The 24,092-nt window shown below is 53.5% G+C and carries 23 protein-coding genes and 1 pseudogene; 14 read left to right on the top strand and 10 right to left on the bottom strand.

Features of this window, described 5'->3' with window-relative positions:
• Nucleotides 1-72: 72 nt before the first annotated feature.
• From livH to ACKQAD_RS09135, 5 genes are all read left to right on the top strand, one after another.
• On the top strand, nt 73-999 hold the full coding sequence (livH, locus tag ACKQAD_RS09155; protein WP_409159867.1) for a high-affinity branched-chain amino acid ABC transporter permease LivH: 927 nt from the start codon (nt 73-75) through the stop codon (nt 997-999).
• Entirely contained in the window at nt 996-2,270 is a 1,275-nt protein-coding gene (locus ACKQAD_RS09150) for a high-affinity branched-chain amino acid ABC transporter permease LivM (protein ID WP_409159866.1), read from the top strand. The genes livH and ACKQAD_RS09150 overlap by 4 nt, the downstream gene beginning before the upstream one ends.
• Nucleotides 2,267-3,037, top strand: a complete 771-nt coding sequence (gene livG / locus ACKQAD_RS09145) for a high-affinity branched-chain amino acid ABC transporter ATP-binding protein LivG (protein ID WP_336848271.1) — start codon at nt 2,267-2,269, stop codon at nt 3,035-3,037. The genes ACKQAD_RS09150 and livG overlap by 4 nt, the downstream gene beginning before the upstream one ends.
• 5 nt (nt 3,038-3,042) lie before the next feature.
• Complete coding sequence (gene livF / locus ACKQAD_RS09140; RefSeq protein ID WP_409159865.1) at nt 3,043-3,744, top strand: high-affinity branched-chain amino acid ABC transporter ATP-binding protein LivF; 702 nt, start codon at nt 3,043-3,045, stop codon at nt 3,742-3,744.
• A gap of 128 nt (nt 3,745-3,872) precedes the next feature.
• Nucleotides 3,873-5,063, top strand: coding sequence for an aminotransferase-like domain-containing protein (locus tag ACKQAD_RS09135; RefSeq protein WP_409159864.1), 1,191 nt, complete (start codon nt 3,873-3,875; stop codon nt 5,061-5,063).
• Nucleotides 5,064-5,147: 84 nt separating this feature from the next.
• On the opposite strand, the gene ACKQAD_RS09130 is transcribed toward ACKQAD_RS09135, so the two are convergent.
• The 7 genes from ACKQAD_RS09130 to ltnD form a co-directional block, all read right to left on the bottom strand.
• Complete coding sequence (locus tag ACKQAD_RS09130) at nt 5,148-6,827, bottom strand: methyl-accepting chemotaxis protein (RefSeq protein ID WP_409159916.1); 1,680 nt, start codon at nt 6,825-6,827, stop codon at nt 5,148-5,150.
• A 429-nt stretch (nt 6,828-7,256) separates the two neighbouring features.
• The gene (locus tag ACKQAD_RS09125) at nt 7,257-8,924 is read right to left on the bottom strand and encodes a methyl-accepting chemotaxis protein (RefSeq protein ID WP_409159863.1); all 1,668 of its coding nucleotides are present in this window, start codon (nt 8,922-8,924) and stop codon (nt 7,257-7,259) included.
• A gap of 366 nt (nt 8,925-9,290) precedes the next feature.
• Nucleotides 9,291-10,649 (bottom strand): GntP family transporter, encoded by a 1,359-nt coding sequence (locus ACKQAD_RS09120; RefSeq protein WP_409159862.1) that lies wholly within the window; start codon nt 10,647-10,649, stop codon nt 9,291-9,293.
• Nucleotides 10,650-10,826: 177 nt separating this feature from the next.
• Nucleotides 10,827-11,609: a 2-oxo-tetronate isomerase gene (otnI, locus tag ACKQAD_RS09115; RefSeq protein WP_409159861.1), complete on the bottom strand. Its 783-nt coding sequence runs from the start codon at nt 11,607-11,609 to the stop codon at nt 10,827-10,829.
• 18 nt (nt 11,610-11,627) lie between these two features.
• Entirely contained in the window at nt 11,628-12,284 is a 657-nt protein-coding gene (gene otnC / locus ACKQAD_RS09110; RefSeq protein ID WP_409159860.1) for a 3-oxo-tetronate 4-phosphate decarboxylase, read from the bottom strand.
• Nucleotides 12,281-13,555 (bottom strand): 3-oxo-tetronate kinase, encoded by a 1,275-nt coding sequence (gene otnK / locus ACKQAD_RS09105; RefSeq protein WP_409159859.1) that lies wholly within the window; start codon nt 13,553-13,555, stop codon nt 12,281-12,283. Before otnK ends, otnC begins: the two co-directional genes overlap by 4 nt.
• The gene (gene ltnD, locus ACKQAD_RS09100; RefSeq protein ID WP_409159858.1) at nt 13,552-14,466 is read right to left on the bottom strand and encodes an L-threonate dehydrogenase; all 915 of its coding nucleotides are present in this window, start codon (nt 14,464-14,466) and stop codon (nt 13,552-13,554) included. The genes otnK and ltnD overlap by 4 nt, the downstream gene beginning before the upstream one ends.
• A 353-nt stretch (nt 14,467-14,819) precedes the next feature.
• On the opposite strand from ltnD, the gene ygbI reads away from it, so the two are divergent.
• Entirely contained in the window at nt 14,820-15,581 is a 762-nt protein-coding gene (gene ygbI / locus ACKQAD_RS09095; RefSeq protein WP_271875518.1) for a DNA-binding transcriptional repressor YgbI, read from the top strand.
• 12 nt (nt 15,582-15,593) lie between these two features.
• Here ygbI and ACKQAD_RS09090 read toward each other — a convergent pair whose 3' ends face one another.
• Both ACKQAD_RS09090 and ACKQAD_RS09085 read right to left on the bottom strand, forming a co-directional pair.
• Nucleotides 15,594-15,923, bottom strand: a complete 330-nt coding sequence (locus ACKQAD_RS09090) for a helix-turn-helix domain-containing protein (protein ID WP_320764776.1) — start codon at nt 15,921-15,923, stop codon at nt 15,594-15,596.
• 42 nt (nt 15,924-15,965) lie between these two features.
• Nucleotides 15,966-16,298, bottom strand: coding sequence for a type II toxin-antitoxin system RelE/ParE family toxin (locus ACKQAD_RS09085; RefSeq protein ID WP_409159857.1), 333 nt, complete (start codon nt 16,296-16,298; stop codon nt 15,966-15,968).
• A 205-nt stretch (nt 16,299-16,503) separates the two neighbouring features.
• Here ACKQAD_RS09085 and ACKQAD_RS09080 point away from each other — a divergent pair.
• Both ACKQAD_RS09080 and ACKQAD_RS09075 read left to right on the top strand, forming a co-directional pair.
• A pseudogene (locus ACKQAD_RS09080) lies at nt 16,504-16,669 on the top strand (DeoR family transcriptional regulator); the annotation flags it as partial.
• A gap of 248 nt (nt 16,670-16,917) precedes the next feature.
• A complete protein-coding gene (locus ACKQAD_RS09075; RefSeq protein WP_409159915.1) occupies nt 16,918-17,334 on the top strand; it encodes a hypothetical protein in 417 nt (138 codons plus the stop codon).
• Between the two features lie 62 nt (nt 17,335-17,396).
• On the opposite strand, the gene ACKQAD_RS09070 is transcribed toward ACKQAD_RS09075, so the two are convergent.
• Nucleotides 17,397-17,576 carry a hypothetical protein gene (locus ACKQAD_RS09070; RefSeq protein ID WP_409159856.1) on the bottom strand — a complete coding sequence of 60 codons (180 nt, stop codon included), beginning with the start codon at nt 17,574-17,576 and terminating at the stop codon, nt 17,397-17,399.
• Between the two features lie 184 nt (nt 17,577-17,760).
• On the opposite strand from ACKQAD_RS09070, the gene ugpB reads away from it, so the two are divergent.
• From ugpB to ACKQAD_RS09040, 6 genes are all read left to right on the top strand, one after another.
• Complete coding sequence (gene ugpB / locus ACKQAD_RS09065) at nt 17,761-19,095, top strand: sn-glycerol-3-phosphate ABC transporter substrate-binding protein UgpB (protein WP_409159855.1); 1,335 nt, start codon at nt 17,761-17,763, stop codon at nt 19,093-19,095.
• 71 nt (nt 19,096-19,166) lie between these two features.
• Complete coding sequence (gene ugpA / locus ACKQAD_RS09060) at nt 19,167-20,054, top strand: sn-glycerol-3-phosphate ABC transporter permease UgpA (protein ID WP_409159854.1); 888 nt, start codon at nt 19,167-19,169, stop codon at nt 20,052-20,054.
• A gap of 12 nt (nt 20,055-20,066) precedes the next feature.
• Nucleotides 20,067-20,912, top strand: a complete 846-nt coding sequence (ugpE, locus tag ACKQAD_RS09055; protein WP_409159853.1) for a sn-glycerol-3-phosphate ABC transporter permease UgpE — start codon at nt 20,067-20,069, stop codon at nt 20,910-20,912.
• A 25-nt stretch (nt 20,913-20,937) separates the two neighbouring features.
• On the top strand, nt 20,938-22,011 hold the full coding sequence (locus tag ACKQAD_RS09050) for a sn-glycerol-3-phosphate import ATP-binding protein UgpC (RefSeq protein ID WP_409159851.1): 1,074 nt from the start codon (nt 20,938-20,940) through the stop codon (nt 22,009-22,011).
• On the top strand, nt 22,011-22,760 hold the full coding sequence (gene ugpQ / locus ACKQAD_RS09045) for a glycerophosphodiester phosphodiesterase (protein ID WP_409159850.1): 750 nt from the start codon (nt 22,011-22,013) through the stop codon (nt 22,758-22,760). Before ACKQAD_RS09050 ends, ugpQ begins: the two co-directional genes overlap by 1 nt.
• Nucleotides 22,761-23,022: 262 nt before the next feature.
• Nucleotides 23,023-23,979, top strand: coding sequence for an AEC family transporter (locus ACKQAD_RS09040; RefSeq protein ID WP_137741539.1), 957 nt, complete (start codon nt 23,023-23,025; stop codon nt 23,977-23,979).
• Nucleotides 23,980-24,092 lie beyond the last annotated feature (113 nt).

Genomic DNA, 24,092 nt, shown 5'->3' with positions numbered 1-24,092 from the left:
GTACTAATAATAATTCCTCAATACCGAGCCCCCGTTGCCGCAAGGCGCGGGGGCAGCATTTAAGGTTAAGGTATGTCCGAGCAGTTCCTTTACTTTTTTCAGCAGATGTTCAACGGCCTGACGTTGGGCAGCACTTATGCGCTGATCGCCATTGGCTACACCATGGTTTACGGCATTATCGGCATGATTAACTTCGCGCACGGCGAAGTGTATATGATCGGTAGCTATGTCTCCTTTATTGTGATTGCGGCCCTGATGATGATGGGCATTGATGCTGGCTGGCTGCTGATTGGTACCGCTTTCATTGCCGCCGTGGTCATTTCCAGCGCCTACGGCTGGAGTATCGAACGGGTGGCCTACCGGCCGGTTCGAACGTCAAAGCGCCTGATTGCGCTGATTTCCGCCATCGGGATGTCAATTTTCTTGCAAAACTACGTCAGCCTGAATCAGGGCTCACGTGATGTGGCGTTGCCGAGTCTGGTGACTGGCCAGTGGGTGCTGGGTGAAAGCAATGGCTTTGCCGCGACCATTAGCGCCATGCAGTTGATCATCTGGATTGTTACGTTCCTCGCCATGCTGGCGCTGACGTTGTTCATTCGCTATTCCCGTATGGGACGCGCCTGCCGCGCCTGCGCGGAAGACCTGAAAATGGCGAGTCTGCTGGGTATCAGCACCGATCGCGTCATTTCCCTGACCTTCGTTATCGGCGCGCTGATGGCCGCCGTTGCCGGTGTGCTGCTGGGGCAGTTTTACGGCGTCATCAACCCCTATATTGGCTTTATGGCCGGGATGAAAGCCTTTACTGCTGCGGTACTGGGTGGGATCGGCAGTATTCCTGGCGCGATGATTGGTGGGCTGATTCTGGGCGTAGCCGAAGCGCTGACGTCCGCGTACCTGAGCACGGAATACAAAGATGCGGTGTCATTTGCGCTGCTGATTGTGGTGCTGCTGGTGATGCCGACTGGCATTCTGGGTCGCCCGGAGGTTGAGAAAGTATGAAACAGCTCAACCTATTTAACGCGCTGGTTTCCGCGTTCATGCTGCTGGTGCTTGCCTCGTTCTTAATGGGCATGCAACTGGCGCTGGATGGCACCAAACTGGTGGTGCGCGGTGCCGATGAAGTTCGCTGGTACTGGATTGGCGCAGGCTGTATCGTGGTGTTCTTCTTCCAACTGATCCGCCCGTTCTTCCAGCAAAGCATCAAGAAATTTTCCGCGCCGTCGCTGGTGCTGCCGAGCTTTGATGGCAGTACGCCGCGACAGAAGGTATTGGCTGCGGCCTTGATTATCGCCGCTATTGCCTGGCCGTTTCTGGTGTCGCGCGGTACGGTGGATATCGCCACTCTCACGCTGATTTACGTGATGCTGGGTCTGGGTTTGAATGTGGTGGTTGGCCTGTCCGGCCTGTTGGTATTGGGCTATGGCGGGTTTTACGCCATCGGCGCGTATACCTATGCGCTGCTGAACCACTATTACGGATTGGGCTTCTGGGAAAGCCTGCCGCTGGCGGGCATGACGGCGGCGCTGTCCGGCTTCCTGCTCGGTTTCCCGGTGCTGCGTTTGCGCGGCGACTATCTGGCGATTGTAACGCTTGGGTTCGGCGAGATTGTTCGTATCCTGTTGCTGAATAACACCGAAATTACTGGTGGCCCGAACGGCATCAGCCAGATCCCTAAACCGACGTTCTTTGGTCTGGAATTCAGCCGCAGCGCGCGCGATGGCGGTTGGGATACGTTCCACAATTTCTTCGGCCTACAATATGACCCCAGCGACCGTATTATCTTCCTGTATCTGGTTGCGCTGCTGCTGGTCGTGCTGACGCTGTTTGTGATTAACCGCCTGCTGCGGATGCCGTTGGGGCGTGCGTGGGAAGCGCTGCGTGATGATGAAATCGCCTGTCGCTCTCTGGGCCTGAGTCCAACGCGCATCAAGCTGACGGCCTTTACTATCAGCGCCGCGTTCGCAGGTTTTGCCGGTACGCTGTTTGCCGCGCGTCAGGGCTTCGTCAGCCCGGAATCGTTCACGTTCGCTGAGTCTGCCTTTGTGTTGGCCATTGTCGTACTGGGCGGAATGGGATCGCAGTTTGCGGTCATTCTTGCGGCAGTCCTGCTGGTGGTGTCCCGCGAACTGATGCGCGATCTGAATGAATACAGCATGTTGTTGCTGGGTGCATTGATGGTTCTGATGATGATTTGGCGTCCGCAAGGTCTGCTGCCGATGAAGCGTCCTGAGATGAAGTTGAAAGTCGCGAAGAAGGAAGAGCAAGCATGAGCACGCAGCCACTATTATCAGTCAGAGGTCTGATGATGCGTTTTGGCGGCCTGCTGGCGGTCAACAACGTTGAAATGGATATTCATGCTGGCGAAATCGTCTCGTTGATCGGCCCGAACGGGGCGGGGAAAACCACGGTCTTCAACTGCCTGACCGGTTTTTATCGCCCGAGCGGCGGCACCATCATGCTTCGCGATCGTCATCTGGAAGGGCTACCGGGACAGGCTATTGCCCGCATGGGCGTGGTACGTACGTTCCAGCACGTTCGCCTGTTTCGTGAAATGACGGTGGTGGAAAACCTGCTGGTGGCGCAACATCAGCACCTGAAAAGCGGCGTGTTTGCCGGGCTGTTGAAAACGCCGGGCTTTCGTCGTGCGGAAGTGGATGCGCAAGAACGCGCCGCAGTATGGTTGGAGCGTATCGGCCTGCTGGATTTAGCGAACCGTCAGGCGGGGAATCTGGCTTACGGCCAACAGCGTCGGCTGGAAATTGCCCGCTGTATGGTGACGCGGCCTGAGCTGCTGATGTTGGATGAGCCTGCGGCCGGTCTGAACCCGAAAGAAACTGACGAGTTAAACCAGTTGATTGCGGAACTGCGCGATAGCCATCAGGTATCGGTGCTGTTGATTGAACACGATATGAAGCTGGTCATGGGGATTTCCGACCGGATTTATGTCGTCAATCAGGGCACGCCGCTGGCACAGGGTACCCCAGCTGAAATTCGTAACAACCCGGATGTCATTCGTGCCTATCTGGGTGAAGGATAACGTTTATGCTGTCATTACATCAGGTTTCGGCCCACTACGGAAAAATTCAGGCGCTGCACCAGGTTAGCCTGCATATTCATCAGGGCGAGATTGTTACGCTGATCGGCGCGAACGGCGCCGGTAAAACCACGCTGCTGGGCACGCTGTGCGGCGACCCACGCGCGACGGAAGGTACTATCACGTTCGACGGTAAGGACATCACGAACTGGCAGACCGCGCAAATTATGCGTGAAGCGATCGCGATTGTGCCGGAAGGTCGTCGCGTCTTTTCCCGCATGACGGTGGAAGAAAATCTGGCGATGGGGGGATTCTTTGCCGATCGCGAGCAGTATCAGGAGCGTATTGCGCGTGTCTACGATCTGTTCCCACGCCTGTATGAGCGCCGCGCTCAGCGTTCCGGTACCATGTCCGGCGGTGAGCAGCAGATGCTGGCGATTGGCCGTGCGCTGATGAGCCAGCCGCGTCTACTGCTATTGGACGAACCATCGCTGGGACTGGCGCCGATTATCATTCTGCAAATCTTCGATACCATCCAACAGTTGCGTGAAGAGGGCATGACCATCTTCCTGGTAGAGCAAAACGCCAATCAGGCGTTGAAACTGGCTGACCGAGGTTATGTGCTTGAAAACGGCCATGTCGTGTTGGAAGATACCGGTGCGGCATTGTTAGCTAATGAAGCGGTACGTTCGGCCTATCTGGGCGGATAATAATTAGAGCAGATCGACCCTGAATCATTCGGGTTGCGGAAAGCCAACGGGCATACCGCGTGAAGGATGACGGGAGAATCGCTATCGGGCCGGTTTACCGGCCTGTTTCGTAAAAGGGTTAAGAAGATATGGCCATTGAAGGGTTGCTCGCGCACCGCATCGCTCAGTTGAAAAGTTCCGCCATCCGTGAGCTACTGAAACACAGCAAGATGGAAAACATTATTTCGCTGGCTGGCGGAATTCCATCAGATGCCTTGTTTGATTTCGAAGGGTTAAATCAGGCCACGCAGTTAGCGATTACCGAACAGCCGAAAACGGCATTTCAGTATGGTTTAACGGAAGGCAGCAGCGTGCTGCGCGATCGCATTGCCGATCTGTGCGCGGTACGTGGGGTAAAAACGCGCGGCGACGATATCGTCGTGACGGCAGGTTCGCAGCAGGCGTTGGACCTGATTATGCGCGCGATGGTCGATCCAGATGACGTGTTTGTCGTTGAGCGCCCGACTTATTTGGCGGCGCTGCAAACGCTGGAACTGGCGCAGGCGCAGGTGATGTCTGTATCATCCGATGCCAACGGCATGGTGGTCGATGAGCTGGAGGCACTGCTGAAGAAACAGCGCATCAAAGGCGTTTATATCGTCCCTAATTTTGGTAACCCAAGCGGTGTTACGCTGAGCTATGAACGTCGCCTGCAACTGATTCAGTTAGCGGAACGCTACGGTTTTGTCATCATCGAAGACGATCCCTACGGCGAGCTGCGTTTCACCGAAGAGCGCAACCCGACGCTGTTCCAATTGGCGCAAGATAAGCTGGGTAGCACGGAATACGTGCTCTATACCTCTACCTTCTCGAAAGTGCTGGCTCCGGGGCTGCGTCTTGGCTGGGCGATTCTGCCGGATTGGCTGCTGCACAAAGTGGCGATTATCAAACAGGCCGCTGACCTGCACGCTAGCTCATTGTCGCAGACCGTCGCGGAATGCTATCTGGGGCTGGGCCGTCTGGATTCGCAGATCGAGAAGATTCGCCACGCCTATAAACACAAGGGCGAACTGCTGGCACATCTGGTCGAGAAGGAACTGGGGGATGTGATCACCTTCAACCAGCCGAAAGGTGGAATGTTCCTGTGGGCGAAATTCCGTCAGGACGATTTCAACACGACGGAATGGCTGAAGAAGACGCTGGAGCAGGGCGTTGTCTTTGTTCCGGGCGAGTTCTTCTTCCCAGACAATATTGATTACTCAACGCTGCGTCTGTCCTTCGCGACGGCAACGGATGAGCAAATGCATGAAGCGGTAGCACGCCTGCGTCGCGCGCTGTAAGCGCCGATAACGGGTTGCCTGTTAATGTGAAAAAACCGCTGATATTTCAGCGGTTTTTTATACGCGTAGCGCTAATCGGGAACGTTAAAAGGTTTCCCAGTTTTGGCTATCGTTCCCAGTGTTGCGTTTAGGGTTTGCGAGAGCGTGTTTTGCGCTGTCAGGTGTTTTCAACGGCGGCGCAAGGCGCTGTGACGATCCGCCTTCAACGATGAAGACTCTCATCAGTTCAACCAGATGGGCCGCCTGATCGCTCAGGCTATCGGCGGCGGATGCGGATTGCTCAACGAGCGCGGCGTTCTGCTGCGTGACCTGGTCGAGTTGGTTCACGGCATCATGAATCTGCGAGACGCCGGACTCTTGTTCTTGAGTCGTGACGCCAATTTCGTTAATCAGATCGGCAACGTGGCGTGCCTGACGAACCAGTTCTTCGATTGTCGTTCCGGCATCGCTGACCAGTGCAGAACCCGCCTCAACTTTCTCGACGCTGTGGCCAATCAGCTCTTTGATCTCTTTAGCGGCGGTGGCGGAGCGCTGTGCCAGAGAACGAACTTCGCCTGCGACTACGGCAAAGCCACGGCCTTGCTCACCTGCCCGTGCGGCTTCTACCGCGGCGTTGAGCGCCAGAATGTTGGTCTGGAAGGCGATGCCGTCAATGACGCTGATGATGTCGCCAATTTTATGCGAGCTGTCGGTAATTTCTTTCATAGTGACAACGATATTACCAACGGCTTCACCGCCTTTAGCCGCCGTATTGCTGGCGGCTTGCGCCAACTGAGCGGCATTACGCACGGTATCTGAATTCTGACGTACGGTTTGGCTCATCTCTTCCATTGAGGCGGCGGTTTGTTGCAGATTGGCCGCCTGCTCTTCCGTACGCTGGCTAAGATCGGTACTGCCTGCGGCGATCTGGCTGGCGCCGGTGGCGATAGATTCACTGCTCTCACGTACCTGTTCAACAATGCCGCTCAGGCTTTTGCGCATCGCATTCATAGTGGCCAGCATGCTGTGGTTATCGCCGGGACGCAGATTGATCGCGGCGGCCAGATTTCCCTGCGCAATGGCCTGTGCGATCTGAGCGGCATAAGCCACTTCGCCCCCCAATAGCCCTTTAATCGTGCGGGTAATCAGCACGGAAACCAGAATACCGACCAGCACCGCAATCGCGGCGAAGATAATCAGCGTGTTACCGTCTCGATGTGCTTCCTGCATGGCGTTTGTCGTCATGTCCTGCGTCCGCTTTTTCTGGAATTGCGCCATGCTATCCAGTGCGGCGAAAACCGGTACCTGCCTCACCTGCATCTCATTGACCATGATCTGCACAGCACGCGCTCTTTCTTCTGCGTTTTCGGACAAGCCGAGTTCAACCGCTTTATTCACGGCATCCCGATAAGCCGGGCGAGCCTGCGTCAGACTCTCCAGCGAGTTGCGGGTTTCTGGTTCGGATAGATGCTCATACAGCTTGGTCAGCGTTTCAGTATTGCGGGCAATTTGCTGATCGATCAGGCGCTTTTCTTCCTGAATACGGTTCCTGTCATCGGTCAGGCCAATATTACGCACGGAACGTGCCACGGCATCAAAGCCGCTCTTGGCATCGTGTATCAGGATGAGGCTGGCCAGATTTTTTTCGGACAGCGATTCAATATCTTTACCTAGATCGACCAAATTGAAGCGCCCCAGAACGGCGACCATCAGACCGATGATGATGACAGAGGCGAAGCCGGTACCCAACATGGCGCCGAGCTTCATTTTTTTCAGGAGAGTCAGCATATTCCTCAAATCCTTTTTCTTGTTATGGGTAACACGTTGTTTGAAATAGGCCGTACGAACTATTTCGATCGCGATAGCGGAATTCAGATTGATATACACGCCATACGTCAAGTTGACAGTACAATTGGCGAGGTAAACACGTTGCCGCCGCGTTGCAACTGGTATAGAACAGTGGTTTAGGCTAGACAGATACATTATTCCATTAGCTATTGTATAGGATTTCTTGTTTCATCCACTTAGAAAGCATGGCGGTAAATTTGCGGCAATTGTTGGCATTAAAGGGGGGACAGATAGGATAAGGATCAATATAAAAAGAAGGATAGTTGGCTAATTTTACAGTTTAATTTAATGGTGATCAGGCGAAATAAGTGGTGCTTTCCCCGCACCTTAAACAATGCGGGAAGAGCGCCGTTTGGCATCAGAGACTTAAAACGATTCCCAATCCTGCGAATTGTTTTTCCCAACAGTGTGGGGAGCCAGTCTCAGCGTCTGTGTGGCCTGGTACGGTGTTTGAGGTCGTACGGTCTGAACGGGCGTGTTACCTAAACGGAAAACGCTCATCAGTTCGACCAAACGACGGGCCTGTTCGCTCAGGCTGTCAGCGGCTGTCGCCGACTCTTCGACGAGCGCCGCATTCTGCTGGGTGACAGCATCTAGCTGATTCACTGCATCATTGACCTGAGAAATACCCTGTGACTGTTCACGGGTCGTCACGCCAATCTCATTAAGCAGTTCCGCAACGCGATGCACCTGCTTGACGATTTCACCCATCGTTACACCTGCGTCGTTGACCAACAGAGAACCCGCCTCGACTTTAGCTACACTTTCTTCGATCAGCTCTTTAATCTCTTTCGCTGCGGAAGCGGAACGCTGCGCCAGAGAACGCACTTCTCCTGCTACAACCGCAAAGCCACGTCCTTGCTCGCCCGCTCGGGCGGCTTCTACGGCGGCGTTGAGTGCCAGGATGTTGGTTTGAAAGGCGATACCATCAATAACACCGATAATATCGCCAATTTTATGCGAACTGGCGGTAATATCTTCCATTGTGGTCACAACATTGTTGACCACATCACCGCCTTTACTGGCTGTCGTGCTGGCTGATTGCGCCAGCTCGGATGCCAGATTAACGGTATCCGTGTTTTGTTTAATTGTCGTATTCATCTGCTCCATCGATGCGGCCGTCTCTTGCAGGTTAGACGCCTGCTCCTCTGTACGTTGGCTGAGATCGGTATTACCGGTAGCAATCTGATTTGCGCCCGTTGCGATGGATTCACTGCTTTGTCGTACCTGATCTACTGTCTGGCTTAAGCTGTCACGCATTTGTGCCATTGCTGCCAGCACGCTGCGGTTATCGCCGGGAGTCAGTTCGATGGCGAGCGCCAGATTACCTTGTGCAACCTGCTGGGCAATCTCAACGGCGTAAACAGGTTCGCCGCCGAGCTGTTTCTTGATGCGTCGCGTAATGCTCCAGGCAATCAGCGCACCTAAAAGTGCTGCCAATCCAGCAGCAATCAACATCAGCGTCCCGGCATTGGTTGCCTGGCGATCCGACGTATCCGCGGTTTCTACGGTTAAATTTTTCTGAACGGCGATCATCTCATCAAGCGCTTTAAATACGTCGTCTTGTGTATCGCGCATTTCGGTAAATATCATCTTGCGTGCGGCTTCGCTTTGTCCCGAAAGGCCCAGATTGATGGCTTTGTTCAGTGCCTCACGGTAGGCCGGACTGAGCGACATCAAATTCTGAACGTGTTCGCGTGCTTCTGGAGAAACTGCGCGAGTGTATAACGCCTCCAGTATTTCCAGGTTTTGCTCTTGCAAGCTTTCAATTCGCTGATGTTCTTGCTCCATTTCATGATGGTTGTCCATCAACGCAATGTTTCGCACGGCGCGTGAAATCGTATTCACATTGTCTTTGACGTCCTGCATTTGCAGTAGGTTGGTGAGGCGAATCTGCGACAGAAGCTGGATATTGCCGCCGAGCTCGGATAGCTGCATACGGCCAAACAGCGCCACAAGACAGCCAACAATAATGACAAAGGTGAAACCCGTACCGAGCATCGTTCCCAGTCTCATATTTTTTAACATATTCATCGTATTCCTTGGTGGGTAATTCTGTTTACAGAAAGAAATCTATTTCTTTTCTACGAAAGCGTGTTGTGAAAATGCCTGTAAGGGTAGTTCGAAAAGAAGCAATCGGTGGCTTTATCTCTGATTTATTCTTCTGGCTGAGAATTTGATGTGCTAATGCAGAGCTGATCTATCACTATAAGGTGGTGAGAAAAAAGACGAGGGTTGGATAAGCGGGTAAAATGCCCATTAATCGTTAGATTGATAGTTATTATTTATTGTATGTATTTTCTTGATCGGAAATTGCTATTGATTTGATGATTTTCAGAATGAAAATATTTTCCCCCTAAAGGGAACCGCCAGCGACGATGCGTGCTGGCGGTATTATGCTTAAAATACCAGCCACAATGACCAAGTAAAGAGGAACCCGGCCAGGCCGAGGATCGTGGTCAGCACCGTCCAGGTGCGCAGGCCATCGGCGACGGACAGCCCCAGATACTTGGTGACGATCCAGAAGCCGGAGTCATTAACGTGTGACAATCCCAATCCACCAAAGCAGGCAGAGAGCGTCACCAGTACCAGTTGCATCTGGTTCAGACCGCTGACGGCTTCGCTCAGCAAGCCACAGGTGGTGAGAATGGCGACAGTGGCGGAACCTTGTGAAGCACGCAGCGCCAGCGACAGAATAAAGGCAGCAGGCACCAGCGGCAGGTGAATGCTGGTCAGCGTATCCGCCAGCGCTTTACCAATGCCCGACTCCACCAGCACTTTACCGAACACACCACCCGCACCGGTCACCATAATGACCATCGCGGCGGCAGGCATGGCATCGCCCATCACACCGCTGGCTTTCTCCAACGACCAACCGCGACGCAGGGCAATCAGCCAGAACGCCAAAGCCAGTGCAATCAGCAGCGCCACGGCGGGAGAACCGACCAGCGACATCACATTACGTACCGGGTGTCCGGCAGGCAGAATGGTCGCGGACACGGTGCCGAGCATAATGATGGCGATAGGAATCGCGATCAGCGCGGCGATCAGTCCAGCCGAGGGAGCCGATACGGGCGCGGTGTCAGGCGTCGTATCTTCCGGTTTTGCCAGCTGTAACTGCTCTAGCACTTCGACGGAAAGTGCGTACTTGCGGCGGTTCATGGCTTTGGCAGCCCAGTAGCTGATGATGCCGACAGGAATCGACACCAGCAGACCAATGATGGTCAACCAGCCGATATCCGCATTCAACAGGCCAGCGGCAGCAACCGGGCCGGGGTGAGGCGGCAGCGCGACGTGCACTGTCAGCATCACGCCTGCGACGGGCAAACCGAATTTAATCGGGGAGACTTTCGCGACTTTCGCAAAGCCGTAAATAATCGGAGCGAGAATAATAAAGCCAACATCGAAAAAGACCGGAATACCCAGAATAAAGGCGGCGATAGTTAATGCCGCCACCATTAATCCCGGCCCCATTAATTGGGCAAAGCGGTGCGCTAAGGATTCCGCGCCGCCGGACACTTCGATCATTCTGCCCAGCATGGCACCGAGGCCGATAATAATCGCCACCGAACCGAGAATACCGCCCATGCCGGAAGTAATCACTTTCATTACGTCGCCAGTGGGAATACCCGTTGCTAATGCGACGAGCAAGCTGACGACCAGCAGCGCGACAAAGGGCTGAATTTTAAATTTAATGACCATCAGCAGCAGGAGTAATACCCCGGCGATAGCGATGCAGAGTAAGAGCGAGGTGGCCATATTCTTATCCTCATTGACCCATTTTGCAATTCAGAGGCTGAAAAGGTAGTGGGTTATTGTTTTATTTGAAGAAAAGGGTGACCTGACTCCCGCACTGAAATAATGCGGGAATCTGACCTTTTCTCGTATTTTATAAATATTTCTCTGGTGTTTATTTGTTATAAAAAGAGCAATGATTTATTTATTCAGATAGGGTTTAGCCCATCCCAACCCGTCTTCGGTTTTACCGCGTGGGTTATATTCACAGCCAACCCAGCCGGCATAATTCACGCGATCCAACTCGGCAAAGATGAACGGATAATTAATTTCTCCTTCATCGGGCTCATGGCGGGCAGGCACCGAAGCAATTTGAATATGTCCGATGCGGCCATCCAAATCGTGAATAATTTGCGTCAGGTTGCCATCGACAATTTGCGCATGGAAGAAATCCAACTGGATGTAAACATTAGGCCTATCGATCAAATTGGCTAATTCCAGCGCCTGATACTGGCTGGCGAACAGATAATTGGGTTTCACCTTCGTGCTCAGTGCCTCAATCATGATATTGATGCCGTGCGGCGCAAACTTATCGGCGGCGTAGCGCAGGTTATCGATAAAGGTTTGCTGGTAGGCGGCGCGGTCTTCACCGGGTGGGACGACGCCGCCCATCACCAGCACCGAAGGGCAATTCAGCGCCAGCGCATATTCCAGAGCGTTATCGATATCCCGGTGAGCATCTTCAATACGGTCGGGCAGGGCTGAGACGCCCCATTCGCCTGCGGCAACATTGCCGGGCGCAGTATTGAACAACACCTGCTTTAAGCCATTTTCCCGCAGTTTTTCCGCTAGCAGTGGTGCCGGATATTCATAAGGAAACAGGTACTCGACCGAGGTGAAACCTGCATCGGCAGCGGCTTTGAAACGATCGAGAAACGGCACGTCGGTAAACAGCATAGAAAGATTGGCAGCAAACTTAGGCATGGTTAACTCCTCGGCTCATCAAGAGAGCTCGGTAATTTCGTCAGCGGTGAGGTAGCGAATTTTTCGATCACCGAGAATAAAAATCAGCTTGGCGGTTTCTTCCAGCTCTTCCATGTTGTCCGCCGCCGCACGCAGATCCTTACCGGTGACGACGGGGCCGTGGTTAGCCAACAGGAACGCTTTATAGCGCGAAGCCAGCTTCGCCAGATCCTCGCCTAGCCGCGCATCGCCGGGACGGTAATAAGGGACGACGGGCACTTTACCAACGCGCATCACCACATAGGGCGTGAACGGCTTGATAACATCCTGCGTATCCAGCCCTTCCAGACACGAGAGCGCGGTCAGATAGGTGCTGTGCAGGTGTACGATCGCCTTGCACTCGGGATCGTTACGGTAAATCGACAGGTGAAAACTGACCTCTTTCGACGGTTTATCGCCAGAGATCCACTCGCCGTTCATGCTGACTTTGGACAGCCGATTTGCATCCAGTTCACCGAGGCAGGAGCCGGTCGGTGTTGCCAACAGCGTGCCGTCATCCAGTAGCAGCGAGAGGTTGCCCGCTGAACCGGTGGCGTAGCCGCGCTGGAAAAAGGACGCGCCCAGCTTGACCATTTCCGCGCGTGCGCGCTGCTCGTTGTTCAGCGCAGTTTCGGTGCTGTGGTGTTTTTCACTCATGCGGCAAACTCCTTTTGGGCGCGGGCAAAAAAGTCTTCATCACCAAAATTGCCGGATTTCAGCGCCAGCGAGAGCGGGTGATTGGTAGAACGCACCCACGGCACGCCGGGAGAAATGGATGGCCCGATATGGAACGCGTGAATGCCCAGCGTTTGTACCACGATGCTGGAGGTTTCCCCGCCCGCAATGATGAAGCGCTGGAAGCCATCCTGCTGAAGCTGGCGGGCGACGGCGGCAAACAGTTTCTCCACCGCCTGACTGCTGGCTTCTGCGCCCCAGCGCTGCTGAATCTGCGCCAGTTCGTCGGGTGATGACGTGGCGTATAGCAGCGGCGCGAGTGCGTCATCACGATGTGCTTTTACCCAGTCGGCCAGTTCCTGCACGTAGGCTTGCTGGGCATCATCGCTTTCCAGACAGCGAGCGACGTCAATCGCGCGACCCGCTGCCTGTTTCAAGTAATGAGCGACCTGCTTGTTGGTCATCACTGAGCAGGAGCCGGACAGCACAACGCCTGCGCCGGATTGTGGCTTGCCTGCCTCGGTGGCGGAACCGGTTTGTTTTGTTGAGTCTGCCAACTGACGTGCCAGACCAATCGCCAGGCCGGAACCGCCAGTGACCAGTTTCATGTCGCGCAGCGCTTCACCCTGTGTTAGCAGGTGTTGTTCGTTCAACGTATCCAGCACCACATAGCGCATACCCTGTTCTTTCAACTGTGCCAGCCGCTGTTTGACGGCTTCCACGCCCTGATCCATCACGGCATACGGCACCAGACCGCATTGCCCCGCCGCCTGCTGTTCCATGACGCGCATCAGGTTGCTGTCCGTCATCGGTGTAACCGGATGGTGGCGCATCCCGGATTCTGACAACAGCTGATCCATCACGAATAAATGCCCTTGATAGACGGTTCTGCCGTTCACCGGCAGCGCTGGAGAGATGATGGTCTGCGTTTCACCGAGCTGTTCCAACAGCGCATCGGTTACCGGACCGATGTTGCCTTTCGCGGTGCTGTCGAAGGTGGAGCAATATTTAAAGTAGAACTGCTGGCAACCCTGCTGTTGCAGCCACGCCAGCGCCTTGAGGGAATCCGCCACCGCCTGCTCCGCCGGGCAAGAACGCGATTTCAGGCTAATGACCACAGCCTGCGTCTCAACCTTAAAATCGGACGGCGGCACACCGTTGAGCTGTACGGTCGGCAGCCCGTTGTTCACCAGAAAGCTGGCGATATCCGTGGCACCGGTAAAATCGTCTGCAATTACACCTAGCTTGATCATGGCGCCTCCTTCTTTTCCGGCAGCGTAATGCCGTTGAAAATCTTGATGACCGCGCTGTCGTCTTCTTTACCGAATCCGGCATTGCTGGCAGCAGTGAACATGTTGAACGCGGTAGAGGCCAACGGCAGCGGGAAGTGCAGCGATTTGGCGGTGTCGGTAACCAATCCCAGATCTTTCACGAAGATATCCACGGCAGATTTCGGCGTGTAGTCGCCGTCTACCACGTGGCGCATGCGATTCTCAAACATCCAGGAATTTCCGGCGGCGTTGGTCACCACGTCGTACATGATATCCAGCGGGATGTCGGCGCGAGCGGCCAGCGCCATTGCTTCTGCACCGGCGGCGATGTGTACGCCGGCCAATAGCTGATGGATAATTTTAACGGTCGCACCCAGCCCAATTTCTTCGCCGATGCGGTAGACCTTGCCCGCGACGGCATCGAGCACTGGCTTCAGTTTCTCAAAAGCCAGATCGGAGCCGGATGCCATCACCGTCATGTCGCCTGCGGCGGCTTTAGCCGCACCACCGGAGACCGGCGCATCCAGCATAATCAGCTGATGTTCTGCCAGGAGCTGCTCAATATTTTTGGCATCCTGCGCAGAGATCGTGGAAGACACCATGACCACGGTGCCGGGCTTGAGTTTCGCCGCGACCTGCGGTTCACCGAACAGAATCCCGTTGACCTGTGCGGCGTTCACCACCAGCAGCACGACGGCATCCAGCTTGTCAGCGAAGGCATCAATACGCGTGTCGGCCTGCGCCGCACCCGCCTGACGTAATCTTTCAAGTGCCTGCGGGTTGATATCAACGCCGTATGTCGTCAGGCCGGCGTTGATGCAGGACGCCGCAGCGCCAAAACCCATGGAACCCAGACCGATAACGGCGACAGCATAATCAGAAGTCTTTTTCATCGTGGTTGCCTTGTTAAAATTAGTGATTTTTTGTTCTATGGTGTTAAATATAAGGACTATCAGAACAAATTATGGTGATTTTTATCACATAAATTAACATTGAGATCGTGATGATTCAGTGTAGCTGAACACCGATGGGAAAGATGTGTCATTAATTATTTTTATATATCAAATAATTACGATTATTTTTCGTTGCATTACGATGAATGCAGTCATGTCTGGCGTAGTTTATGACGTGAATTTATGATAATTATCGTCATTAAATAGGCTGTTTCTCACAATATTTATCATATTCGGTCTTTATCAAACCGAATGTCTATCAAATCAGCATTATCAAACAGGGAACGGACAGCGTGATTCCAGTAGAACGTCATCAACAGATTCTGGCGCTCATCGCCGAGCGCGGCGCGGTAAGCATTAACGAACTGACCGAACGGCTGGGCGTGTCGCACATGACGGTGCGGAGAGATGTGCAAAAGCTGGAGCAGGACGGCTTGCTGCTGAGCGTCTCCGGCGGTGTGCGCTCTCCTGAACGTTTGGCGATCGAACCGTCGCATCAGGACAAATCCGTGATGTTCAGCCAGCAGAAAGCGGCGATGGGGAAACTGGCGGCGCAGCACATTCCGCTGAATAGCTGCATTTATCTGGATGCGGGCACAACCACGCTATCGCTGGCGCGCGAGCTGGCTGAACGCGACGATCTCGTGATTGTCACCAACGATTTTGCCATTGCCGCTTTTCTGATTGAGTCCAGCCAGTGCCGCATGATCCACACGGGCGGCACGCTGTGTCGGGAAAACCGCTCCTGCATTGGAGAAGCCGTCGCGCAGGCGCTGCGCAACCTGTTTATTGATATCGCCTTTATCTCCGCTTCTTCATGGAGCCTTCGCGGGCTGTCCACGCCGAATGAAGACAAGGTGGTGGTGAAACGTGCGGCAGTAGAAGCCAGCAGCAAGTGCGTCCTGCTGTGCGACACCTCAAAATACGGCCGCATCGCCACCCATCTTGCCACGCCGCTCAGCGTATTCGACAGCATCATCACCGACGATGGCCTGCCCGCCGCTGCCAAAGACGCGCTAAGCAAAATGGGTGTTGAGGTGCTGGTGGCGGGGTGATTCTGTTGAGACCTAATTGGCAAAAATATCCAGACCTTTCTCGTTGATTATATTAAGAAGACGTAGCGCAGCCCCTGAGGGTTTCTTCTCATTCCGTTCCCATTTTGAGACGCTTTCAACGGACATATTGAGAGCGTAAGCTAAAGAAGATTGCGATATTTTATAACGGGAACGCATGTTCTGAATTTCTGCACCGCTCATTGCGTGAGCTTGCTCGATGCGTTCACGGAATTCCCGTGCGGCAACCCGATTATTGATGCGTTCCATCGTGGTATCAGTGATACCCCCGTGTTCATGCAGGCTTTTCGCCATTTCCTGCAACTCTTTAATCTTTGCAGTCATTGCATTTCACCTCTCGTAGTTCTTTCACTTTTACCAATTGTGCTATTTGTTGAACGGTAAGTTGTAGTAGGTCACCAGCAATGTCTTTATAAACAGCCAGCTCATCATCCTGAATTTCTTTAACGCCTTTCCTGACCTGATTTTTTTCCATCCATCTGCAAAAAATAGATTAGAACCCAGCTTGAAAAAGATGATGGTTCTGGCTCCTGCACTCTTTCCGGCATTCAATGCAATTCGTTTTTTAAGTACACCACCGCCAAGGTCACCCTCAACACGGCCATTCATCACCTCATGAGCAATCTCACAAAGATAACTATCAGAAAGCATTTCGCTTTTTAGTTTTTTATCGAAGAGCTTCGTTGTGTATACCGCCACGGTTCATCCTTAAACATGACTAGTAATAACGACTATAGTCTAAATTACGGGTTTTCTACAATGGTCTCAATCATAGTGGCATGAAATAGTATGTTTAATCGGTGCTTTTACCTCTCCCTTCCCTCTGTCACTTTCCCGTCATCTTCCAGTTATTTTTCTGTCATGCGCCATGTTTGTTTTCGCCAAAAAAACGCCGTGATGTTCAGCCAGCAGAAAACGCGTACTGCTATGTGACACCTCAAAATGCGGTCGCATCGCCACCCACCTCGCCACTCAGCGTATTCGACAGCATCATCACTGACGACGGCCTGCCTGCCGCCGCCAAAGACGCGTTAAGCAAAATGGGTGTTGAGGTGCTGGTGGCGGGGTGATGGGGATAGTCAAATTGGGATGGCCTAACTATCGTCTTGAGTCGAATGTGGAAATAAACGTATTATCGTGATGTCGTTAATTAAATAAACTCATGAAAAACAAAGGAATGTAAATTATGCTCAACCTCGGTTAGGGTTTCTCCCCTCTTTTATGCAAACAATACAACCTTATAATGACTTTGAGTCAGGAAATGTAGGTATTGCATCCTACGATGGCACTGAACTCACAACACATTTTTTTAAATAACATGAAAAAAAAGATAATTATACCATTCGTAATATCGATCCTAATTGCCTTGCCTCTTATCTATTACTGGCCTGCATTAGTCATTCTGACGGAGGGGAGTTCTCGTTATACGGAGCAGGACACCCGACGATATGAAATGCTTACGGACGACATCATTAAAAATTGCCCGCGCATTTCTCCTGTCTATGATTTTGGCTATGCAACGGTTGATGGCCCTGCGTTGGAAGTCAGCAATATTACGTTTCAACACACCAATGATGCGACAAACATACGCGGCTATCTAGCGTCGCTTGGTTTTACGCTGAGCTACACAGACACGACGGGTGAGTATTGGAAGTCGACGGATTCAGATAAAACGATACATATAGGTGTCATCAACGATCCTAAAACCGTTATCGTTGATGTCATTCGAAAATAGCCCTGATCGTGGTAGTCAGAGTGTTTAATAGAACTTTATGGTTTCACCTCATTACTCTAGCATTACGATGGCGGCTGGTTATGAGACCGCTTTTGATTCTCGGCAATTTCATGCAGCGTCAATGGGCTTTCGCCGCTTTCATCTCCTGCCAAGATAGCGTGGTATAAAGAGTTGCGGTCAGCATTATCTTGAGGATCGGTTTTTAGGCCGTTACTCCACTTATTGCGCCGATTGTCATCCATGTTGAGTGAAAACCTGTAAAATTTATTTCCTGTAGCATAAGTGAATTCTTGATTTATGCCTCCCCTCTATTTGTCACTTTCCTGTCATCTTCCAGTTATTTTTCTGTCATAAGCGCATGTCATGTTTACCTTCGCATAAAAACGCCGTGATGATGGCGCATTTAATTGATTGCAGGAGACAGGCATGTTCAACAACACAATTCGTAAAACACATGCTATTCGCACCGCTGCGGCGTGTGTGGCATTCGCGCTGATAAGCGCCAGTGCGCAGGCCGCGACAGCAATTCCTTTCTGGCACTCTATGGAAGGCGAATTAGGGAAAGAAGTGAATGCTCTGGCTGACCGTTTTAACAAAGCACACAGCGATGTAAAAATTGTGCCGGTCTACAAAGGCAACTACGAGCAGAACCTGGCTGCCGGAATCGCGGCCTACCGTGCGGGAAATGCACCGGCCATTTTGCAGGTCTACGAAGTGGGTACGGCCACCATGATGGCAAGTAAAGCCATCAAACCTGTCTATGAAGTCTTCAAAGAGTCAGGCATTAATTTCGATGAGTCGGTGTTTGTGCCGACTGTCTCCGGTTATTACACCGACGCGAAGAGCGGTCACCTGCTGTCGCAGCCGTTTAACAGCTCCACGCCAGTGCTGTACTATAACAAGGATGCCTTTAAGAAGGCCGGGTTAGATCCCGAACAGCCACCGAAAACCTGGCAGCAAATGGCGGATTACACCGCCAAACTGCGTGCAGCCGGGATGAAGTGCGGCTATGCCAGCGGCTGGCAGGGCTGGATTCAGATTGAAAACTTCAGCGCCTGGCACGGCCTGCCCGTTGCGAGCAAGAACAACGGCTTTGACGGCACCGATGCGGTACTGGAATTCAATAAGCCCACGCAGGTCAAACACATCCAACTGTTGCAGGACATGAACAAGAAGGGTGATTTCACCTATTTCGGGCGCAAGGATGAACCGACCGAGAAGTTTTACAACGGAGACTGCGCCATCACGACCGCTTCTTCCGGTTCGCTAGCTGACATTCGTCAACACGCCAAATTCAACTATGGCGTCGGCATGATGCCGTATGACGCCGATGTGAAAGGCGCGCCGCAAAACGCCATTATCGGCGGAGCCAGCCTGTGGGTGATGGGTGGCAAAGATGCCGCAACCTACAAAGGCGTCGCTGAGTTTATGAAGTTCCTGACCGAGTCGGAAAATGCCGCTGAATGGCACCAGAAAACCGGTTACCTACCAATCACTACTGCGGCGTATGAGCTGACGCAGAAGCAGGGTTTCTACGAGAAAAACCCAGGTGCGGATATCGCTACGCGTCAGATGCTGAACAAGCCACCGTTGCCGTTCACCAAAGGGCTGCGTTTGGGCAACATGCCGCAAATTCGTACCGTCGTGGATGAAGAACTAGAAAGCGTATGGACAGGTAAGAAGACGCCACAACAGGCGTTGGATAGCGCAGTAGAACGCGGCAACGCGCTGCTGCGTCGCTTCGAGCAGTCGACGAAGTAAGACGTTTTGCTGAGTCATACCGGGCCGAAGGGAATCGGCCTGTTTCTTTTCTGTTTGCAATGAGTTACCGCATGACATCATCCCGCCCCGTTTTTCGTCGCAGCTGGTTGCCCTATGTGCTGGTGTTGCCCCAACTGCTGATTACCGTGATTTTCTTTATCTGGCCTGCTGGTCAGGCGCTGTGGTATTCGGTGCAGAATTTGGATCCGTTTGGGTTATCCAGTGAATTTGTCGGCATGGAAAACTTCAAGCAACTGTTCAATAACCCGTACTACCTCGATTCGTTCTATACCACGTTGATATTCAGCTTTCTGGTAGCCGGGTTTGGCATGCTGATTTCACTCTTTCTGGCCGCGCTGGTGGACTATGTGATCCGTGCCAGCCGCCTGTACCAGACGTTGATCATTCTGCCCTATGCCGTGGCACCTGCCGTCGCTGCCGTGCTGTGGATGTTTCTGTTTAACCCCGGTCTGGGGCTGATTACCCACTTTCTTGAGCTGTTGGGCTATACGTGGAACCATGCGCAGCACAGCGGTCAGGCAATGTTTCTCGTCGTACTGGCGTCGGTCTGGAAACAGATTAGCTATAACTTCCTGTTCTTCCTCGCGGCGCTGCAATCCATTCCCCGTTCGCTGGTGGAGGCGGGCGCGATTGATGGAGCAGGGCCGGTACGGCGTTTCTTTAATCTGGTGCTGCCGATGATCTCGCCGGTGAGTTTCTTCTTGCTGGTGGTCAATCTAGTGTATGCCTTTTTCGATACCTTTCCGATTATCGATGCCGCGACGGCCGGTGGTCCGGTGCAGTCGACGACCACGCTGATCTACAAAATTTATCGTGAGGGCTTCGCGGGGCTGGATCTGTCCAGTTCGGCAGCGCAATCGGTAGTACTGATGATGCTGGTTATCGGGCTGACCATTATTCAGTTCCGTTTTGTTGAACGGAAGGTGAACTATCAATGAAGGTCGATAGCAATGATTGAGAATCGTCGCGGGTTAACTATTTTCAGCCACGCCATGCTGATCGTCGGCATCCTTGCCGTACTGTTTCCGCTGTATGTGGGGTTTGTTGCCGCCACGCTGGATAACCAGGAAGTCTTTCAGGCACCGATGACGCTTATCCCCGGTTCTCATCTGTTGGAAAACCTGCGTTATATCTGGCTGCATGGTGCGGGTAACAACACCACGCCGTTCGGACTGATGTTGCTCAACAGCTTTGTGATGGCACTGGCGATTACGGTGGGCAAAATCACCGTCTCGATCCTGTCTGCTTACGCCATCGTCTATTTCCGTTTTCCGCTGCGCAATCTGTTCTTCTGGATGATTTTCCTGACGCTGATGCTGCCAGTGGAAGTACGTATTTTCCCGACGGTGGAAGTGATCGCGCGGCTGGACATGATGGATAGCTACGCCGGTTTAACGCTGCCGCTGATGGCCTCGGCGACCGCCACTTTCCTGTTCCGCCAGTTCTTTATGACGCTGCCGGATGAGTTGATGGAAGCGGCGCGTATCGATGGCGCTAGCCCGATGCGTTTCTTCTTCGACATGGTTTTACCCCTGTCGAAAACCAATCTGGCGGCGCTGTTCGTGATCACGTTCATCTACGGCTGGAACCAGTACCTGTGGCCGTTGCTGATTGTCAGCGATGCCAATCTGGGTACCGCGGTCGCCGGGATTAAAAGCATGATTGCCTCCGGCGACGGGGCGACCCAGTGGAATCAGGTGATGGCTGCCATGCTGTTGACCATGCTGCCGCCGCTGCTGGTGGTGCTACTGATGCAGCGCTGGTTCGTTCGCGGTCTGGTCGACAGCGAGAAATAAATCAAGACGAATTTCGGAAACGCTTATGGCATGTTTAAAACTTCAGGCCGTCACCAAGTCTTACGATGGCAAAACACAGATTATCCAACCCATCGATCTGGATGTCGCGGATGGCGAATTCGTGGTGATGGTGGGTCCATCGGGCTGTGGTAAATCCACGCTGCTGCGCATGGTGGCAGGCCTCGAACGCACCACCAGCGGTGATATCTATATTGATAACGAGCGGGTTACCGATCTGGAACCAAAAGATCGCGGTATTGCAATGGTGTTCCAGAACTATGCGCTTTATCCCCATATGAACGTGTTTGACAATATGGCTTACGGCCTGAAAATTCGTGGCTTTGGCAAGGCGCAGATTCGTGAGCGTGTAGAAGATGCGGCGCGCATTCTGGAGCTGATGCCGTTGCTGCAACGCAAACCACGTGAGCTATCAGGCGGCCAGCGTCAGCGCGTGGCAATGGGGCGGGCGATTGTCCGTGAACCGGCGGTGTTCCTGTTCGACGAACCGCTGTCGAATCTGGATGCCAAACTGCGCGTACAGATGCGGCTGGAATTGCAGCAACTGCATCAGCGCCTGAAAACCACCAGTCTGTACGTCACGCACGATCAGGTTGAGGCCATGACGTTGGCGCAGCGCGTCATCGTGATGAACAAAGGCATTGCCGAGCAAATCGGCGCACCTGCTGAGATCTATCGGCGTCCTGCGTCGCTGTTTGTGGCCAGCTTTATCGGATCACCGGCGATGAATCTCTGGTCAGGGCGTATTAGCGATGACGGCTGCCGTTTTGAAATCGGTGAAAACATTGCGCTGGCGCTGCCTGAACCGAAACCGCAGTGGAGTGGTAAAGCATTGACGCTGGGGGTTCGTCCGGAGCATATTCAACTGGCGACGCGCGAAACCGACGGTATTCCGCTACAGATCGAAACACTCGAACTGCTAGGGGCGGATAACTTAGCGCACGGCAAGTGGGGCGGGCAAAACGTGATCGCCCGACTCTCTTATGAACATTGTCCCGCTATTGGCTCGACGCTCTGGCTGCATTTGCCGACGTCATCATGGCACCTGTTTGATTCGCAAAGCGGATTACGGATGGAATAATGGAAACGATCTGGCCTTACCCGAGCATTGTCGCCCATCGCGGCGGTGGTTCATTGGCACCGGAAAACACGCTGGCGGCGATTGATGTCGGTGCGAGCCTCGGTCACAAGATGATCGAATTTGACGCCAAGCTGTCGCAGGACGGCCAGATTTTCCTCCTGCACGATGACACGCTTGAGCGCACCAGCAACGGCTGGGGCATTGCAGGCGAACTGCCGTGGGACAAACTGGTCGGGCTGGATGCCGGCGGCTGGTACGGTCATCAATTTGTCGGTGAACGCCTGCCTTTGCTGTCGGAAGTGGCAAAACGCTGCGCACAGTACGGTATGGCGGCTAATATTGAGATTAAACCCACCACCGGATATGAAACAGAAACCGGGCGGGTGATTGCGCTGGCGGCGCGTCAGCTGTGGGCGGGCCATCCAGTTGCACCACTGCTGTCATCGTTCTCTATCGATGCGCTTGAAGCAGCGCAACAGGCGGTGCCGGAACTCCCGCGCGGGCTGCTGCTGGATGAGTGGGAAGAGGACTGGCTGGCGCTAACGCAGCGTCTGGGGTGCGTGTCCATCCATCTGAATCACACACTGCTGACGGCAGAACGTGTCGCGGCGCTGAAAGCCGCGGGTTTACGCATTCTGGTTTATACCGTTAACCAACCTGATCGCGCGCAAACTTTGCTGGATTGGGGCGTTGACTGTATCTGTACTGACCGGATAGATTTAATTGGGGCACACTTCGCGACCGGCTGAGGTCTGCCTTATACTCGTCATACTTCAAGCTGCTTGTGCGTTGGCTGCCTTTGCTCACCCCAGTCACTTACCTGAGTAAGCTCCTGGGGATTCTCGCAGTTGCCGCGTTACAAGGCCATAAATGGGTCTTGCCCTAACGGGCCAATGCATAGCGTTGTTCAAAACGCTAACGTTTTGTCACGCAACTCGAATTATTTAGGGTATATCTCCGTAATAACGGATCCCCTTTCTGACTCGGTGCCGGTAATAAGGAAGTGGCTTCATGCCCGCATTTATTGTTTCGCTTTGGCACCAGATTTTTCTGTCGTTACCCCTCTTTGTTCTTATCGCGCTCGGCTATAGCCTGATTCGCTACGGTAAATGGCCAACCACCGTGACCGACGGTATGACGCGCTTTGTCTTCTCCGTCGCCATGCCTGCCATGCTGTTCCGACTGATGTCGGATTTTTCCAAGCGTCCAGTGGTGGATGCCCGGCTGCTGATCGCCTTTTTCGGCGGCTGCCTGCTGGTGTTTGTCTTAGGCCGGATCGTGGCGCGCAAAATCTTTCATCTTGATGGCGTCTCCGGCTCGCTGTTTGCGCTGAGTGGGATCTTTTCCAACAATGTGATGCTGGGTCTGCCGATTGCCACGCTGATGCTGGGTGAAGAGGCGATTCCGTCTGTCGCGTTGGTGGTGGTGTTTAACGGGCTTATTTTGTGGACACTGGTGACGGTGTCGGTGGAATGGGCGCGTAACGGGGCATTGTCGCTACAGGGTTTTACCAAAACCGCGCTGGGCGTGCTGAAGAATCCGTTGATTATCGGCATTCTGTCCGGTACGGCGTTCAGCCTGACCGGCCTGCCGCTCCCATCGTATGTCGATCAGCCGCTTTCCATGCTGGGGCAGATTGCCGCGCCGCTGTCGCTGGTGGCGCTGGGAATGGGGCTGGCGGAATACCGCGTGCGCGACGGCTGGCAGATTAGCACGGCGATTTGCACGATCAAGCTGCTGGTGCAGCCGCTGGTGATCTGGGGGATTGCGATCGCACTCGGTCTGCCGGAAATGGAAACGCGTGCGGTTGTGTTGCTGGGGTCGATGGCGGTGGGCGTCAACGTCTATCTGATGTCTCGCCAGTTCGATGTGCTGGGCGGCCCGGTGGCATCCAGCCTGCTGCTATCAACGGCGATGGCGGCATTAACCACGCCGTTGATTTTAACGCTGATGGGAGTGCGGCTATAGTCAGCCACGCTTGGCTGAGGAAGCCTGTGGTCAGGCACTCTGTTAGTGTTATGTCATGTTTCGTGCGCGTTTGCTCTCGTGGTTTTCTGCAACCGCTGTCGCACGCGCCCGAC

The sequence above is a fragment of the Pectobacterium artocarpous genome, assembly GCF_046159765.1.
GTDB lineage: Bacteria > Pseudomonadota > Gammaproteobacteria > Enterobacterales > Enterobacteriaceae > Pectobacterium.
The sequence above is the reverse complement of the archived record's forward strand: the minus strand, read 5'-3'. Positions and strand labels throughout refer to the sequence as shown.